15 protein-coding genes, 1 pseudogene and 2 riboswitches are annotated in these 16,071 nt (G+C 36.3%); of the genes and pseudogenes, 8 read left to right on the top strand and 8 right to left on the bottom strand.

The window, feature by feature from the left end; translation table 11 throughout:
• The first annotated feature begins 263 nt into the window (after positions 1-263).
• On the top strand, positions 264-386 hold the full coding sequence (locus NSQ74_RS13360; RefSeq protein ID WP_340823925.1) for a hypothetical protein: 123 nt from the start codon (positions 264-266) through the stop codon (positions 384-386).
• Between the two features lie 66 nt (positions 387-452).
• Here the strand turns inward: NSQ74_RS13360 and NSQ74_RS13365 are convergent, their stop codons facing one another.
• Positions 453-1,046, bottom strand: coding sequence for a LysE family translocator (locus NSQ74_RS13365; RefSeq protein ID WP_340823926.1), 594 nt, complete (start codon positions 1,044-1,046; stop codon positions 453-455).
• A 114-nt stretch (positions 1,047-1,160) separates the two neighbouring features.
• Here NSQ74_RS13365 and NSQ74_RS13370 point away from each other — a divergent pair, with 114 nt between their 5' ends.
• Complete coding sequence (locus NSQ74_RS13370) at positions 1,161-1,721, top strand: helix-turn-helix domain-containing protein (RefSeq protein WP_340823928.1); 561 nt, start codon at positions 1,161-1,163, stop codon at positions 1,719-1,721.
• Between the two features lie 36 nt (positions 1,722-1,757).
• Here the strand turns inward: NSQ74_RS13370 and NSQ74_RS13375 are convergent, their stop codons facing one another.
• On the bottom strand, positions 1,758-2,921 hold the full coding sequence (locus tag NSQ74_RS13375) for an aminotransferase-like domain-containing protein (protein ID WP_340823929.1): 1,164 nt from the start codon (positions 2,919-2,921) through the stop codon (positions 1,758-1,760).
• A 128-nt stretch (positions 2,922-3,049) separates the two neighbouring features.
• On the opposite strand from NSQ74_RS13375, the gene NSQ74_RS13380 reads away from it, so the two are divergent.
• Together NSQ74_RS13380 and NSQ74_RS13385 are read left to right on the top strand one after the other, a co-directional pair.
• The gene (locus NSQ74_RS13380) at positions 3,050-4,453 is read left to right on the top strand and encodes an aminotransferase-like domain-containing protein (protein ID WP_340823931.1); all 1,404 of its coding nucleotides are present in this window, start codon (positions 3,050-3,052) and stop codon (positions 4,451-4,453) included.
• A 38-nt stretch (positions 4,454-4,491) separates the two neighbouring features.
• Positions 4,492-5,730, top strand: coding sequence for a DNA polymerase IV (locus NSQ74_RS13385; RefSeq protein ID WP_340826459.1), 1,239 nt, complete (start codon positions 4,492-4,494; stop codon positions 5,728-5,730).
• Between the two features lie 58 nt (positions 5,731-5,788).
• Here NSQ74_RS13385 and NSQ74_RS13390 read toward each other — a convergent pair whose 3' ends face one another.
• Positions 5,789-6,337 (bottom strand): GNAT family N-acetyltransferase, encoded by a 549-nt coding sequence (locus NSQ74_RS13390; RefSeq protein ID WP_340823933.1) that lies wholly within the window; start codon positions 6,335-6,337, stop codon positions 5,789-5,791.
• A 213-nt stretch (positions 6,338-6,550) separates the two neighbouring features.
• Here NSQ74_RS13390 and NSQ74_RS13395 point away from each other — a divergent pair, with 213 nt between their 5' ends.
• The 4 genes and pseudogenes from NSQ74_RS13395 (at position 6,551) to NSQ74_RS13410 (ending at position 8,898) form a co-directional block, all read left to right on the top strand.
• Positions 6,551-6,796: a YkuS family protein gene (locus tag NSQ74_RS13395; protein WP_340823935.1), complete on the top strand. Its 246-nt coding sequence runs from the start codon at positions 6,551-6,553 to the stop codon at positions 6,794-6,796.
• A gap of 169 nt (positions 6,797-6,965) precedes the next feature.
• A complete protein-coding gene (locus NSQ74_RS13400; RefSeq protein ID WP_340823937.1) occupies positions 6,966-7,406 on the top strand; it encodes a GNAT family N-acetyltransferase in 441 nt (146 codons plus the stop codon).
• A gap of 234 nt (positions 7,407-7,640) precedes the next feature.
• Positions 7,641-8,284 (top strand): annotated as a pseudogene (locus NSQ74_RS13405) (HAD family hydrolase).
• Positions 8,281-8,898 (top strand): NUDIX hydrolase, encoded by a 618-nt coding sequence (locus NSQ74_RS13410; RefSeq protein WP_340823938.1) that lies wholly within the window; start codon positions 8,281-8,283, stop codon positions 8,896-8,898. The pseudogene NSQ74_RS13405 and the gene NSQ74_RS13410 overlap by 4 nt, the downstream one beginning before the upstream one ends.
• Before the next feature lie 101 nt (positions 8,899-8,999).
• On the opposite strand, the gene NSQ74_RS13415 is transcribed toward NSQ74_RS13410, so the two are convergent.
• The 5 genes from NSQ74_RS13415 to NSQ74_RS13435 form a co-directional block, all read right to left on the bottom strand.
• On the bottom strand, positions 9,000-12,521 hold the full coding sequence (locus NSQ74_RS13415; protein ID WP_340823940.1) for a S8 family peptidase: 3,522 nt from the start codon (positions 12,519-12,521) through the stop codon (positions 9,000-9,002).
• Between the two features lie 130 nt (positions 12,522-12,651).
• Positions 12,652-13,488, bottom strand: coding sequence for an energy-coupling factor ABC transporter ATP-binding protein (locus NSQ74_RS13420; RefSeq protein WP_340823942.1), 837 nt, complete (start codon positions 13,486-13,488; stop codon positions 12,652-12,654).
• Entirely contained in the window at positions 13,485-14,258 is a 774-nt protein-coding gene (gene cbiQ, locus NSQ74_RS13425; RefSeq protein ID WP_340823944.1) for a cobalt ECF transporter T component CbiQ, read from the bottom strand. The genes NSQ74_RS13420 and cbiQ overlap by 4 nt, the downstream gene beginning before the upstream one ends.
• Positions 14,259-14,262: 4 nt before the next feature.
• Positions 14,263-14,535 carry an energy-coupling factor ABC transporter substrate-binding protein gene (locus NSQ74_RS13430; RefSeq protein WP_173478982.1) on the bottom strand — a complete coding sequence of 91 codons (273 nt, stop codon included), beginning with the start codon at positions 14,533-14,535 and terminating at the stop codon, positions 14,263-14,265.
• Between the two features lies 1 nt (position 14,536).
• Positions 14,537-15,283, bottom strand: coding sequence for an energy-coupling factor ABC transporter permease (locus tag NSQ74_RS13435; RefSeq protein WP_340823946.1), 747 nt, complete (start codon positions 15,281-15,283; stop codon positions 14,537-14,539).
• A 141-nt stretch (positions 15,284-15,424) separates the two neighbouring features.
• Positions 15,425-15,608, bottom strand: a riboswitch (cobalamin riboswitch).
• A 255-nt stretch (positions 15,609-15,863) separates the two neighbouring features.
• Positions 15,864-16,043, top strand: a riboswitch (cobalamin riboswitch).
• Positions 16,044-16,071 lie beyond the last annotated feature (28 nt).

A 16,071-nucleotide genomic window follows, 5' to 3' on the forward strand; every position in this document is an offset into this window, starting at 1 on the left:
GCCAGTTATGCTCAGGCTAAAGCTATCGTAGGCAAGTAAACGGTCCATAATTTATACCTAAAATATGAAGATTTTCACAAATTGTTCAATGAAAGCGTTTTGAAATTGAACAGTTTGTGAAGGGCTTCACATAAAGCTTTATTTTTTAAAAAAAGAGCGTACAATAGGAATTAGCAAGAAGTTGTTATAAGACAGTTAGTTCTTTTTATCACATTTTTGGTGATTGTTATATTACAAAAATAAAATTGAAAGGAGCGGTTAGAATGTGGGTTGTAACAGTATTTGAGAATAAAAATATTCGTATTTTCGAATATACAAACAAAAACGAGGCAACAGCAGCGTTAGCGAAATTTAAGAAGAATGCCGTTTTAACATATACAAAATAATACTTTAAGTAGTTTAAAGAAACCTCGTTGTACGTAATAACGTACGATGAGGTTTCTTTATTTTTATTAGTGTATGAGTATTGAAAAGGCACTATAAAGTAATAAAAGAGCCATTAAAATATTAAATGGCTGACGATATTTAATGAGCACTTTGCGAAAAACTGAACCGAATAGTGCCCAACTAAATGTACTTGTAATGCCAACAAATCCTAAAAATAGGGCGAAAAAAATGTAGCTCGTAAACGATGAATAATATGGAAGAATATAGGTTGCAACGACTGTGATGCCAAATAAAATACCTTTCGGATTTACAAATTGCAAGAAGGCACCGAGTAGCAAAAAGCTTCGACTATTGTCTTTAGTATGGTGACTATTTTCGTCATTTTCTTTAGAGGTTAATATTTTAAAAGCTAAATATAACATATAGCCCACCCCTAAAATGGTTAATGGGACGGTTATTATGGGCATGACGCTAATGAGGGCAATATTAAAAAAACAGCTTAATGCAGTTATTGTGCAAAAACCAATTCCAACACCTAGACAAAACTGAATCGTTTTTCCCAATCCATATTGATTGGCAAATGCCATTGCCATAATGTTGTTCGGACCTGGTGTAAAGCTAGTAATGACAACGAATACTAAAAAAGATATGTAAGGCATTTTAGTCCTCCTTGTATTTTGTATGTTATAATGTCTAAAATAAACAGTATAACGTCGTTCTTTTTATTATACATAACGTACGTTATATTGTACATACGATAAGAGGTGATTGTAATGGAGGAAATTCATCTTATTTTTGCAAGAAATTTAAAAGCAATTCGAGAAAAAGAAAAATTAAGCTTAGAAAAAGTTTCTCAGCTATGCGGTGTTAGTAAAACAATGATTGGACAAATTGAAAGAGGAGAGTCCAGTCCGACGCTTACAACAATATGGAAAATTGCAAATGGGCTAAAAGTATCTTTTACTTCCCTAATCCATCAACCGCAGACGGATACTGAAGTCGTTTTAAAAAAGGATATTCAAGTATTGTCAGAGGATAATGGAAAATATAGAGTATATCCGAATTTTCCATTTCAAGAAGATAGTCGATTTGAAATTTATATGATTGAAATTGATAAAGATGGGAAATTAAGCGCTGAGGCTCATAAAGAAGGAACAGAAGAGTTTATTACCGTTTTTGAAGGAGAATTAATGATTCGGGTTAACGACAACGAGTATATATTAGAAAATGGCGATTCTATCCGATTTAAAGCTGACCGCCCTCACTTCTATAGTAATAACGGTGATACATTAACTAAGTTAAGTATGACAATCTATTACCCTAATGAAAAATAAAGAACCGTATAAGCGCTTATACGGTTCTTTTTGTTTTTATAAAATGCTGCCTAAACGTTTAATCCCTTCACGGATAATTTCAGGTGTAGCATTTGTATAGTTTAGACGCATTGTGTTTACGCCTGTTTTAGATGTATAAAATGGGTCACCAGGAACGAAAGCGACTTTTTGTTCCATTGCTTTATTGAAAACGTCTAATGCGGAAGCTCCGTTATTCATAGTAGCCCAGATGAACATCCCACCATCTGGTTTTGTGTATTCAACATGTGCAGGGAAGAATTCTTGCATCGCGTCTAGCATTGCATTAGATTGATTTTTATATAAAGAAACAATTTTTTTCACGTGCTCCGTATAGTCATTATTCGCTAAATAATCATAAATGACATATTGAGAGAAAATGTTTGTGTGTAAATCAGTCGCTTGTTTTGCTGTTTCAATATGTTTCATTAACTCTTTGTTTTTTGTAATGACAAAGCCAAGGCGCATACCTGGTGTAACTGTTTTAGAGAAAGAACCTAGTAAAATACTATTTTCGAGTTTTCCGGCACCGATATAAGGTAATGGCTCACCTTGGAAGCGTAATTCTCCGTACGGATCATCTTCAATTAGTGCTACGTCATATTTAGAAATGATGTCATAAATTTGTTGACGTTTTTCCTTTGAATACGTTAGTCCCGTTGGATTTTGGAAATTTGGAACAGTATAGACGAATTTAACATTAGGCTGCTGTAAAGCTTTCTCTAACTCTTCTAAGTTAAGACCATCGTTTTCAAGTGTTACACCATAAAAAGTAGGCTCACTTAATGTGAAGGCTTGAATAGCACCTAAATAGCCTGGCTCCTCAATCACAATGCCATCACCTTTATTAATAAGTACTTTCCCAATGAGTTCAAGTGCTTGCTGTGAACCAGTTGTTATTAATATATCATCCGCATGGATATCTAGCCGGTGAACACGGCGATATTTTGCAGCGATATATTCACGTAGAGGCGCATATCCTTGTGTAGATGAATATTGGAATAATCGACTGCCATTTTCACTAATGGCATGATCTACAGATGCTTTTAATGCATCGATTGGGAAGGAGATTGGGTTTGGAAGCCCTCCAGCAAAGGAAATGACATCGTCGGCATCCGTTACTTTCAAAATATTACGGATGAATGAAGATGGTGTGTTTAAGATTCTTTCAGAATATTGCATAATTTTATCGGTCCTTTTTTCTGATTTTTTAAAAATTATATCATTGTAATCATTTGCATACAATATTATGATTGTATGCAAGACAATTAAAATATTGTATGCAAATGCGAAAGAAAGGGGCTTGAAAAATGCCATTCAATTCATTTGAGGAATACCCAATGAGCTGGAAGCCGAATATCCGCAATATTACAGGGCCGATATATATTGCAATTGCTGAGCAGCTTGAACAGGATATTAAAGAAGGCATTTTATTGCCAGGTACAAAGTTGCCACCACAACGAGAGCTTGCTGATTTTTTAGATGTAAATTTAAGCACCATTACTCGTGCGTTTAAGCTTTGCGGACAGAAGGGTCTAATTTATGCTTCAATAGGGAGCGGTACATTTGTTTCTTCTGATGCCGCCACGAATAAAATTTTATTACCTACAAGTCATTCTGCTCATATGATTGAGTTGGGCTCAGTATTGCCTGCAACTTACGCCAATGAGGAAATAACGCGCTATATGAAAAAAATGCTCAATGATTCTAATTTTAGTAAGTTATTTCAATATGGGCGACCCGAGGCGAATGCTTGGCAAACAGAGGCTGCAGCAAAGCTTTTAGAAAAAGTCGGCTTTCAAACAGATCAGCCGATATTGTTTGGGGCAGGGGGACAAAATGCAATTGTCGGTACACTAGCAGCATTGTTTCATCCAGGAGATCGTATTGGTACAGATCCGATTACATATGCTGGGATAAAAACGGCGGCCAATATGCTTGGTATACAGCTAGTGGCTATTCAGCAAAAAGATGGAGAGATGACAAAAGAAGGACTCTTATATGCTTGCAAAAATGAACATATAAAAGGACTTTATGTTATTCCTGATTTTCATAATCCAACTACCCATACAATGTCAATCGACACGAGGAAAATGATTGCAGAAGTGGCAAGGCAAAAAGATTTAATCGTTATTGAGGATGCGATTTATAGTTTTATACAGGAACAGCCACTTGCGCCTATCGCATTTTATGCACCAGAAAAGGTAGTTTATATTGCAAGTGTGTCCAAAACGATTTCGCCTGGGTTAAGGCTCTCTTTTGTTGTGACGCCTAGTGCTTTAAGAAAGAAAATTATTGAAACATTATATAATATTAATATATCTGTATCACCAGTCATGGTAGAACTTACTGCTAGATTGATTCAAGATGGTGTTGCACAAACAATCTTAGAGAAACACCGATTATATGCTAAACAGCAAAATGCACTAGTTAATCAATATTTAGGTGAATACAACATTTTAGGCAATGATGAATGCATTTTCAGGTGGCTTATATTGCCTGAAAAATTTACTGGTGTGCAGTTTGAATTACTTGCATCGAAAGCGGGCGTACAAGTGTATGCTGCAGAGCGTTTTGCGGTAGGCAATACAAAACCTGTAAATGCAGTCCGATTGGCGATTACTGCGCCGGAAAATAGCATGCAGCTAGAGCAAGCCTTAACGGTGTTAAAGGAATTGCTCGAAAGTGATGGTGACTATACATTTATAGATTAAAATAGAAAGTACATAATAATGGTATGTGTGGTGAAATGATGGAACATAAAGGACGGATTATTTTTCATGTTGATATGAATAGTTTTTATGCATCTGTTGAGCAGGCGCATGACCCTAGTTTAAAAGGGAAACCGATTGCAATTGCAGGCAACCCAAAGGAGCGTCGGGGAATATTAGTGACATGTTCATATGAGGCGAGGGCGCTTGGCGTTTATACGACAATGACGGTACATGAAGCGAAACGAAAATGTCCAGATCTGTTGTTGCTACCACCAGATTTTCAAAAATATCGTGAGGCTTCTAAAGCGATGTTTGCTATTTTAAGAAGCTATACAGAACTGGTGGAGCCAGTATCAATTGATGAAGGCTATATGGATGTAACGCTGTTAAGTAAGGAACGCCATGCACTTCAAATTGCCCAGGAAATACAAACTCGTTTATTAACAGAGTTGGATTTACCTTGCTCTATTGGTGTTGCCCCTAATAAGTTTTTAGCCAAAACAGCATCAGATATGAAAAAACCGATGGGTATCACAGTGTTAAGGCTACGGGATATTGAACAAGTGCTTTGGCCACTTGAAGTAGTCAAAATGCATGGTATTGGTGAAAGTACAGCCAAAAAGTTAAATGACCAAGGTATTTTTACAATCGGCAATTTGGCTATGGTTGAGGAACATACAATCAAGCATATTTTAGGTAAAAATGGGGTTAGACTGCGTGCAAGAGCAAATGGAATCGATACAAGAGAAGTTGACCCAATTGCCATTTATGATACAAAAAGTGTCGGCAATTCTACGACATTGCCGCAAGATGTAACCGATATTCGACTACTGCATAAAACAATCGATGGGCTGTGCAAAAAAGTAGCAGAACGACTCGATGCGAAACGTCTAGCAGGTTCCACAGTTAGTATACAAATACGTGGTGCTGATTGGCACAATCATACACGCTCAAAGTCGATGACGAATGTAATTTATCGCTTTGAAGATATTTTTGAGATTGCCTGTGCGCTCTTTGATAAACATTGGGACGAGTCGCCTGTTCGGTTACTCGGTGTTACTGTTTCGAATGTAGTTGATCGAAAAGATTATAGTCAACAGCTGTCTATTTTCAATTTTGAAGAGCATGTAAAAGACGAGCCTATATTAAAGGTAGTGGATGAGATTGAAGGGCGCTTTGGGAAAGGCATCATTAAACGAGGTGTTGATATAGGTAAACGATCTTCTTATCAATCACAAACAAGCTTTAGTAAAGATTTTTTAGACGATCACGAATAGGAGTGGACCTAAGACCAAAAGGGGCATTACGTTCAACGTAAACCCCCATCTGCGCCTTTTATTTCATCGGATTAATAATTCCGTAAAAAACAATATCTTCAAATGAGTCATTTTTATAAATGTGATCTTTAAGCGTACCTTCATATTGCATACCACATTTCTCCATAATCTTTCCAGAAGCGGGATTTGATTTAAAATAGCGAGCGTAAACACGATGGTAGTTTTTCTCTGTAAACACAAAGTCGATTAGTGCCTTGGCTGCTTCCGTTGCATAGCCATTGCCCCAATGCTCCTCACCAATCCAATAGGCGATTTCGCCATTTTTGTATTGTTGATGATTTGAAATACCGATTGCCCCATATAACTGACCACTTTGTTTGTCTGTAATCGCAAATTCATACATTTTATCTAAGTCATAGTGCTTTTCATGATTTGCAATCCATGTAAGAGCACAATTTAATGAATATGGATAAGGTAAATTCAACGTGCTTTTGTATATATTGTAATTGTTACAATAATTACTGACTTCTTGCGCATCCGTTTCTTTAAAAAGACGTAGCAGTAGACGATCTGTTTCTAGTGTTTTTTCAGTTTTACTATAAATCATGTTATTCCTCCTATTCTTCCAGTTATTTAATGCTATGAAAAAGTAGTATAACACGTATTATGGTTATTTTGTATAATTAAGGAAAATTAATTTTGTGTTTTACTAGAAAATGATTGTTAAAACAATTAACATTTTTGTTCATAACAAAAAATAAAATAAGTGAATAATTAGCAAACCTATATGGCACATTAACATATAGGAGGTGGAAGAAAAATGTCTAAAATTATCGGTGTCGAACAATCATTATCAAATGTTGAAAATGCTTTAAAAGCAAAAGGTTATGAAGTGATTCAGCTTCGTAATGAAGAGGATGCAAAAAAATGCGATGCTTGCGTAATAACAGGGCAAGACAGAGATGTTATGGGAATTAGCGATCCTTTAATGGCAGGACCTGTTATCGATGCGGCTGGGCTTTCTGCTGATGAAGTAATACAACGTGTAGATCATTATTTCCACTAAATATGGCAAAGGGTGCTGTTTTTGAAGTCTGAAGTGACTTCAGAGCGGCGCCTTTTAATTTCATTTCTGAAGTACTATTCATAATATCTTTATAACAGCATTTCCTTTATAATTATCACTAGCTACATATTTTTAACAATCATGGGTAGACATAAGGGGAGAGAATGAAATGGAAATACTTCACGCGACTATGGATGAATTAGAAGAAGTAACAGTGCTATTTGATGAATACCGCCAGTTTTATGGACTTGAATCAGATAGAAGTAGTGCTAAAGCATTTATCCAATTACGAATGGCTTTAAAAGAATCCATTATTTTTATTGCTGTAGTAAATGGAAAAACGATTGGCTTCGTACAATTATATCCAACTTTTTCATCTATCGCATTACAGCGTGCATATATATTAAATGATATATATGTAACGGACGATGCTAGAGGCCAAGGGGTGGGCAAAGCATTGATGGAGAAGGTGTTTCAATATTGTGAGCAACAAGATGCACGGTATGTTACGCTTCAAACGGCTACAGATAATGTTCATGCACGAAAGTTATATGAAAATCTTAATATGAAACAAGATCAATATTGTAATTATGTTAAGTATTTTAATTAAGAATAAGCATCTCATCCATTTTGGATGAAGATGCTTTTTTGTATTGTATTTACGATAGAGTAATAGGTTTCAAGACGTAAGTTACAAATAATTAAAAGGATTTTAGAAACATTTGTAAAATATATATATTAATAACTTTAAAGGAGGGCAGACAATCATAATAAGAACTAGAGGGATTCCAACAATTTATACAATGTCCGTTGGAATCACTATATAAACTAAAAGGAGCAAAATATGAAAGCTATCGTATTTGATTTTGATGGAACATTGGCGAATACTTTACCAATTTGTTATTATGCTTTTCAAAAAGTATTTAAAGACTATGATAATAAGGATCTTACTGCAAATGAGATTAAGGAAATGTTTGGTCCTTCTGAAACAGGTATTATTATAAATAATCTCTCAAATCCTAATAAGGAAGAAGCTATCGAATATTACTATGCTCAATATGCCGAATTACATAAAAGTTTAGTAGAAGTTAATCCTGAAATTCGTGAATTATTGACCTCTTTGAAAGAGGCAAATATAAAAATAGGAATTTTCACGGGAAAGGCAAAAAGAAGCTTGGATATCTCTCTAAAAGCATTAGTATGGAAGGGCTGTTTGATGTCATCATAACTGGTGATGATGTATTAAAACCTAAACCTGATCCAGAGGGTTTAGTTAAAGCATTATCTCTTTTAGAGGTTGAAAATTTTGAGGCGGTTTATATTGGAGATAGTGATGCTGATATCGTGGCAGGTTTGCAAGCGAATGTTTATACGATTGGCGTACAATGGTTACCCGAATACCAAACAGAAGAGTTCAACGAACAACCAAATTCAATCATAAAAAGTGTCACCGAATTCAAGCAGTCCTTAAAAGTAGGGATTTTATGAGTTACCAATGGTTGGAATGGGCAAAAAAAATACAAGCATTATCTCAAGCGGGCTTAACTTTTTCTAAGGATATGTATGATATCGAGCGTTATGAGGAATTACGTAACATTAGTGCAGAGATTATGTCACATAACACTGAACTTGACATGACAAAAATTAAGGACTTATTTACGAATGAAACAGGTTATCAAACGCCGAAAGTGGATGTTCGTGGTGTCGTTTTTAAAAATAATCAAATATTAATGGTAAAAGAGAATATTGATAATAAATGGGCATTACCAGGAGGGTTTTGTGATATTGGATTATCTCCTTCAGAGAATGTAGTAAAGGAAATTAAAGAAGAGTCTGGTTATGATGTAATGCCAGTAAGACTTCTTGCGTTATTGGACAAAAATAAACACCAGCACCCTCCTGAACCATATCATTACTATAAGATATTTATTTTGTGTGAAATTATTGGAGGGGAAGCTACTATAGGTATTGAAACGAATAATGTTCACTTTTTTTCGCAACACAATTTACCGCCGCTTTCTACTAATAGAAATACTATGGCACAAATAGATATACTCTTTGAATTTTTACGTACTCCAGAAAAGAAAACATTATTTGATTGAGATGAAAGCTATTTTTTGAATAAAGCTATTGGGTAAAAAGTCAAAAGGCATCGAGAAGTTCAACTCGATGCCTTTCGTCCTTTTTTTACTTTAGCAGCTAGTTACTGTACTTCGAGCGTATATGGTTGTGTACTAGCTTTGCCGTTTACTTCACTAACCTCTATATAATATGTTCCTTTATCTAGTTCAACGGAACCTACTTCAGTATCTTTGGAACCGTAAAGATCTAATGTTTCAACCGTTTTTCCATTGGCATCAATAATACGAATTACACCATCTAAACCTTTTTCAGTTTGTAAGGAGAAGAATACATCGCGTTTGCGGTCATTGTGGAATTCGAAATAGTCTTTATCGCCAAATGGCACACTAGCATTTAAATATTGATTAGCCACATATTTATCGCCGTTTTTCGTTAGCATAGTTGGTTTTGTTGGCACACCATGCACTAATGTGGAATCTGCATCTTCATCAACATTTTTATGATTAAATACAGATAATGTGTATGGTTGGAGCGATAAGAGCCCAAAGTCCGTGGCGCTAAGACTAATAAAGTAACCGCGATTTCTTTTCGCTAGGAAAGATGTGTTGACCTCTGAAGTACCTGAGAGACCAAGAAATATTTCAAATAAGTTTTCACCTTGTCCAAACGGTATTTCTTTCGCTAGTTCATCGTCGTCGATTTGCATATTGCCGTTTGTATCCTCAATAATTGAACCAGAAAATTTCAAGTCAAATTGTAGTTCCTTTGGTATTTGATTGAGTTGTTCATTTGTATATGGAACGGAAGATAACAGAAGACTCAACACTGTATCCTCGCCCCGATGTTTATAGTAGTAGTAATCTTTATCATCATTATAGAGGAGATGATTTTGATAATCGATACCTGGTTCAATCGTTTGAGCAGTGATGTCTGTATTAATTTCATTGTTTTTGTCTTCAGGTATAGCTGCCATTTTTCTTGATGTAAGTGAATATGGTTCGATGGAACGGCCACCAAAATTAACAATTTTGATAACATAAGTTTTATCTTTTTTCAGAGCAATTGTTTTTGGATCGTCTTCATCAATTGTTACTCCGTAAAGTAGACCAATAAGCCCCGAATCATTCGCTAATGAAGAAAGTGGAAGCAATTCATTTGTTTCCTCATCATATTCAAATATAGTGCCAGTTGGCTCTTGATTATTTCCTTTTTTAATTTGGAAACCATAAATCGCATCTTCTGGAGCAGTAAATACGAAATAATCTTCATCATATTCAGTTTGGAAGTATGCTTTTTGATCTTCACCGATATTAAAAGGAATCGCATTCGTCATAATGAGATCCGCATCTAAACCATTTTCCTCAAAATCGGGACCTGAAAGAAGATTTAAAAAATTTTTTCCTCGTTCACGTTTTTTTGCTTTATTTGGAGCTGGTGCGCCATCACTATTTTGTACATCGTCTTCAAGCATTGGCTCATCCAATGGAAGTCCATCTTCATCTTCAGGAAGATGAACAATTTCTCCTTTTAACGTGTAAGGAATAATTGATTCATTCATGTTCGCTTTTTCCTCGTTATCAATACCGCCATTAAAGAGCATATCGATTGACACTGCGCCACTGTTGTCATTGGATACACTTAGTACATACTCTTCATCAGGGATTGCATCGAAAACGATACTTACACTTTCACCTTTTGCTGAGCTAGAAGATGCTTGTAATGGGTAGGGTGCATTTTCATTCCATTCGTCTTCATCTATTTGTTCTGTTGAGTTGTTATCCAAATCACTTTTTAAATAGATTTCCATTGATGCTGTAACACCAGGTAGACCAGATAAATCAAATTTCAATGTTGATGGTTGCGTTACTGAAAATGTAAAGTAATCTTGGTCACCTTGTTGATCGTCTGAGAGTAACGTATAATTTTCTCCTGCCGTACTAAATGGGAACTGTTGAATTTTATGTGCACTATCCATTGCTAATGAATCGATCGGTAATTCATTTGTCGTTTGCGCTGTGAAAATATAGTTTGATGCACCTTTTAAGCTATAGCCACCATTATGATCCTTAACGCCAATAAGAAGCGTTCCTGCTTGCTCTGCTTTATAAAGGTAGCCTTCTTGTTTTCCTGCGCGAACATCATTGACATTGATAGTTTCAGACTCATCTTTTTGACCTGTAGGGTAGAAGTATAAGTCAAATGCATAGTCATAGTTGCTAGCACCTTTTAATGATAGTTGAATATATTCCCCTGCATCTAATTCAGTTTTATACCATTTCTTTTCATCTGGTAGCTTGAATTCGCCTTTTTCGGTATTCAGACGATTTTTATTAAGCACTTTGGCATTGGTTAGACGCTCTTCTTTTGTTTCAGAATAGCGCTCTGGTAGGTTGTTTAAATCGAAGTGCATTGCTTTTAATGGGTCGACGAGGCCATGTCCATAGGTTAGGTCGTAGCCTCTTTCACCTAAATCCTTTGCGGTCATTTCGAGTATTGCCTCTATTTCATGAGGCTTTAAAGTGGGATATTTTGATTTTAGTAGGGCTGCTACACCCGCAACTACAGGAGATGCCATAGAAGTCCCGCTAAATGCTGTGAAGGATGATCCCTTTTTTCGATCATAAACGGTACTATAAATATCTTCTCCTGGTGCAACTAAGTCCACTGATGGTCCATAGTTGGAATAGCTTGATAGTTTATTGCGTTCATTTGTAGAACCAACGCTAATGACACCTTCGAAAGAAGCGGGGAAGGAGTATTGATCTGTTGAATCATTACCTGCAGCAGCTACAATCGTAATGCCTTTATCGATTGCTTTTTTAACGGCTTCCTGCATTAGTGGAGATTCTCCGTAGCCACCGAGACTCATATTAATAACGTCAGCGTTTTGTTCAATAGCGTAAAGTATACCTTGTGCAATAACGAAATCATTTGCAGTTTGTTTGCCGTTAAAGACATCTATTGGAAGAATCTTTGCTGATGGATAAATACCATGTCCACCAAGCCCATTATCTTTAGTAGCTGCAATAATGCCTGCTACATGCGTCCCGTGTGGATCAGAAAATGAGGTATTGGCAGGCGTTGCCGCATTATAAGGTGGAAGCACTTGAGACTTCAAATCTGGATGTTTATAATCTACACCAGAATCGATAACTGCTACTTTGACCTCATGATTTCCTGCTAATGATAAAGCCTTATCAATTTGCAGTAGATTTATATGATACATATCCTTTTTCTTTGGATCGACTGCATTATTAAAGGACTGGTACTTGTAGCTTGGAGATACACTTTTGACTCCGTTTTGCTTGGCATAATACGAAACAGCCTCTGTTAATGTTATGCCTTTTTTTAGTTGGATTACTTCGTAACCTAATGAAGGAATCGATCGAATTACTTTTGAACCAATTTTACTATGTACGGTCTTCGCAAGACCCGAATGTTTGACGATAATAGTATCGGCACTAATCCATTCGTTTCCTCCTGTTTGATCGTTGAACTGCTTTAATGCTTGCCTTTTGTTGCTAGCGAGCATACTTGTCACCAATTCTGGGTTCTGTGGTGCTTCAGCAAAGGCAGAAGCAGCAGGAACCATTAGTGCAGAACATGCTACGACAGCGATTGATTTCATCACCCAGTTTTTCAATTGTTTTTCCTCCTTCAGTAAAATATGACATTTCACTATTTATAACGGATGGAAAATAGAAAAGTTTCATATCTCAATAAATTTTTTTCAATTGTTTTAAAATTGTTTGAGTGCCTGGCACCCAAACAATTTAGAGCTGCTCGATAAGTGTTTGTAAGTCTTCTTTTGATCGAGGCATAGGCATGCCAACGTCAAATAACTTTTTGTTTTGTAAGGCGAGGGTTATTTCAAAAACCCATGGTCGTTCAAGATGGGCTAGTTCAAGTAACTTCTCTTGATAGAACAATTCGACCGGGTCCCCATTGTAAATGACTTTCCCAGCCTCCATAACAATTATTTGATCCGCCCATTCATAAGCCAAAGCGATATCATGGGTTGCCAATAAAAAAGTTCGTTCCCCATTTTCTAATTTAGCTAAGTAATGTAAAAGTTGTGCAGCATAATAATTGTCTAGTCCAGCAGTCGGTTCATCTAATAGTAATACAGAAGGTTCCATTGCCAGCACACCTGCCATGGCAACACGTTTTTTCTGTCCGACGCTTAAAAAATGTATGGGCTTATCAAGTAATGACTCAACCTCTGTTTGTGCTACTGCCCAGGCGATTTTTTCCTCGATTTTTTCATGAGACCAGCCAAGATTTAATGGCCCGAAAGCGATATCTTGCTTTACTGTACCTGAAAAAAGTTGATTGTCAGCATCTTGGAATACGATGCCGACCTGCTGACGTAATGCGGATAATGCTTTTCTAGAATAGCTAAGCGCTTCGTTGCAAAACGTAATGCTGCCATCGGTCGGTTTTAAAATTCCATTTAGATGCTGAAATAGTGTTGATTTGCCAGCACCATTATGACCTAGTAGGGCGATTTTTTTCCCCTTTGGAATTTGCAATGAAATATCTGTAAGTGCCTCGGTACCGTCTGCATAGGCATATGATAAATGTTTAAGATCAAAATAAAGCTCTGTCATGAGAAAAAACCTCCATATATTACGAGGAATAAAAATATAAAAACAATTCCAAACCAGTTTTTCTTGCTATAACATACATTGTCTTGCCAATAAACAGATTCGCCACCACGTGCTTGCATCGCATTATTTAGTTCACGACTACGTTGAAACATTTCCGCAAACAATGCTGCAATAAGCATGGAAATCGACCGTAGCCATTGCATAGGTGATTGATAGCCAAGGCGTGATTGTTGAGCAAGATGAATTTTTTGCATGCTATTTAAAAAGATGAAAATAAATCGATACGTTAGCTCTACTAATTCTACAAATAAAGCAGGCAGACGCCATTGACGTAAGACGTGACAAATAGATTGTACCGATGTCGTTAAAATTAAAAAGTATAAACAGCTAATACTGCCTAATACAGAGAACAATAGCTGCCGTGCTGTGATCATGCTTTCATTTCCGATGAAAAAGGTCCAATTACTAAGAGAAAATGCCCAGAAATGTGCTGGGAGGTTACTTGAATTTGGTGCAATTGAAATCAAAATAGATAGTAAACTGGATAGCAGAAAAAATCCTGGTAACAGCAGTAATTTCGCATAGTATTGGAAAGGGATTTTTGCGCCTAAAATGATAAAAGCACTCATTACAATAAATGTAATGAGTGAAATAAGTTCATCTCTCACGATAAGCGACAATAGCAGTAACCCCAAGGAAAACGTCATTTTTTCTAACGGATGAACGGACGCTAGTTTATTCATATAAGCATACTTATCAATGAGTAACATCCGTTTAACCTTCCTTATGCTTGCCGCGCATATAGCCTACGAAATAGCCAATAAAGCCAGCACCAATCGCAGCCTGTAATACGAATAATAAGCTTTCAATTTCACCACTTGGTGGCTCCCATAAGCTCTCAAACCATGGTTCATATTCTGCATTAATTTCACCGATTGCAGCTTCAGCTTCTCCGTCTGCACCACCGAATTCTGCACCTTTTTGTACGAAAAGAGGGATGATTGCTAAAAGTACAACGACAGCTAGTAGCAGTAAATTTTTCTTCATCCTAATGTGCCTCCTTTGCTGAGAAAACACGTAGTGCCTTTAATTCGCTCACATTGTATTTTTTTAAGAAATTCATAACGATAACTGTTAAAATTCCTTCACTAATTGCTAGAGGGATTTGTGTTAAAGCAAAAATACCTGCAAATTTTGTGAATGAAGCCATAAAGCCTCCTACTTCAGAAGGGAAAGCCAATGCTAATTGAACTGAAGTGACAACATATGTACCTAAGTCCCCAAGCATCGCTGCAAAAAAGACAGCAATAGAGAATGATAGACCGATTTTTTGAGAACCTTTAAAGACATAATACGCAATAATTGGTCCTACAATTGCCATAGAGAAAGCATTCGCACCTAAAGTGGTAATACCACCATGCGCTAAAAGTAATGATTGGAATAATAAAACGATTGTGCCAATCACACTCATGGCTAATGGTCCGAAAAGAACTGTACCAAGGCCAACACCAGTAGGATGTGAGCAACTTCCTGTTACTGATGGAATTTTCAGTGCCGATAAGACGAATGCGAATGCACCTGATAAGCCTAATATCATTTTCGTTTCAGGATTTTCGTCAATTGTTTTTCGAATAGAACGTAATCCTAAAATAATAAATGGAATCGAAATAACCCACCAAAAAATCGCCCATTCAATCGGCAAAAATCCTTCCATGATATGCATGGCAAACGCTCGTTTTGGTACTAGTAAAAGAGCCACTAAGAAATAACTAAGTTTCCAAAAAGAAAATTTCAAAACCTTTCCTCCTCAACAGTAATTTTCGAATGTAGCGTGCGCAATAAAAAAAGCACTTCTCCGTTTCGGAAAAAGTGCATAGCTGAAAAAGCAAATAGAACTGTCATTTGCCAAGCCGCACACCTATCCTCGTAGGTTGAAACGATCACGATTTTCTCGGCAGGTCTCCTGGCTTTAGTTCAACATTTTATAGGCCTTCCCGTCCTATGGACAGTGACATTTTCTATAAAATTCCCTAGTACAGTGGCGGGACCGCGCCGGACTTGAACCGGCTTCCCTTTTAAGCAAAATGTATACACTTCGCACCGAAAAAAGATGAAGTTGTGAGTTTTCACGAAGAAGTGTAACATGTTTTTCCAATCATAAGCTATCCTTTTTTTTGTAAAAAATTTTTTATAAAATAACAATCTAGAAAATTCAGATAAATGTCAGAGAAAATCTATCAATTTTAATGAAATATTTGTTGAAATTTTATTAAAAATCTAATAAATAAAAAAGAAATGTTGAAAAGTATAAAAATGATAGGCTATGATAGAAACAGTTTTATATTCGTTTTATTAACATTTCATTTCAAAATTTAAATATAAATCCATCATTAAGTGCTCGATATACTTCGAGATAATAGGGAAATCGGTGTAAATCCGATACAGCCCCCGCTACTGTAATAGCTGATGAAATCGCAATGCCACTGAAAACTTGGGAAGGCGCGAAAGTAAGAGGAAGCTTAAGTCAGGAAACCTGCTTAGTTGATGATATGCAAACTTTTCGGAGGGAGAAGTGAAGCGAGA

Origin of the sequence: Lysinibacillus sp. FSL W8-0992, assembly GCF_038008685.1 — a bacterium.
GTDB lineage: Bacteria > Bacillota > Bacilli > Bacillales_A > Planococcaceae > Lysinibacillus.

Excerpts from the sequence above, each read along its gene's own strand:
- NSQ74_RS13360 (WP_340823925.1), top strand. The coding sequence starts at position 264 with ATGTGGGTTGTAACAGTATTTGAGAATAAAAATATTCGTATTTTCGAA.
- NSQ74_RS13365 (WP_340823926.1), bottom strand. The coding sequence starts at position 1,046 with ATGCCTTACATATCTTTTTTAGTATTCGTTGTCATTACTAGCTTTACA.
- NSQ74_RS13370 (WP_340823928.1), top strand. The coding sequence starts at position 1,161 with ATGGAGGAAATTCATCTTATTTTTGCAAGAAATTTAAAAGCAATTCGA.
- NSQ74_RS13375 (WP_340823929.1), bottom strand. The coding sequence starts at position 2,921 with ATGCAATATTCTGAAAGAATCTTAAACACACCATCTTCATTCATCCGT.
- NSQ74_RS13380 (WP_340823931.1), top strand. The coding sequence starts at position 3,050 with ATGCCATTCAATTCATTTGAGGAATACCCAATGAGCTGGAAGCCGAAT.
- NSQ74_RS13385 (WP_340826459.1), top strand. The coding sequence starts at position 4,492 with ATGGAACATAAAGGACGGATTATTTTTCATGTTGATATGAATAGTTTT.
- NSQ74_RS13390 (WP_340823933.1), bottom strand. The coding sequence starts at position 6,337 with ATGATTTATAGTAAAACTGAAAAAACACTAGAAACAGATCGTCTACTG.
- NSQ74_RS13395 (WP_340823935.1), top strand. The coding sequence starts at position 6,551 with ATGTCTAAAATTATCGGTGTCGAACAATCATTATCAAATGTTGAAAAT.
- NSQ74_RS13400 (WP_340823937.1), top strand. The coding sequence starts at position 6,966 with ATGGAAATACTTCACGCGACTATGGATGAATTAGAAGAAGTAACAGTG.
- NSQ74_RS13410 (WP_340823938.1), top strand. The coding sequence starts at position 8,281 with ATGAGTTACCAATGGTTGGAATGGGCAAAAAAAATACAAGCATTATCT.
- NSQ74_RS13420 (WP_340823942.1), bottom strand. The coding sequence starts at position 13,488 with ATGACAGAGCTTTATTTTGATCTTAAACATTTATCATATGCCTATGCA.
- cbiQ (WP_340823944.1), bottom strand. The coding sequence starts at position 14,258 with ATGTTACTCATTGATAAGTATGCTTATATGAATAAACTAGCGTCCGTT.
- NSQ74_RS13430 (WP_173478982.1), bottom strand. The coding sequence starts at position 14,535 with ATGAAGAAAAATTTACTGCTACTAGCTGTCGTTGTACTTTTAGCAATC.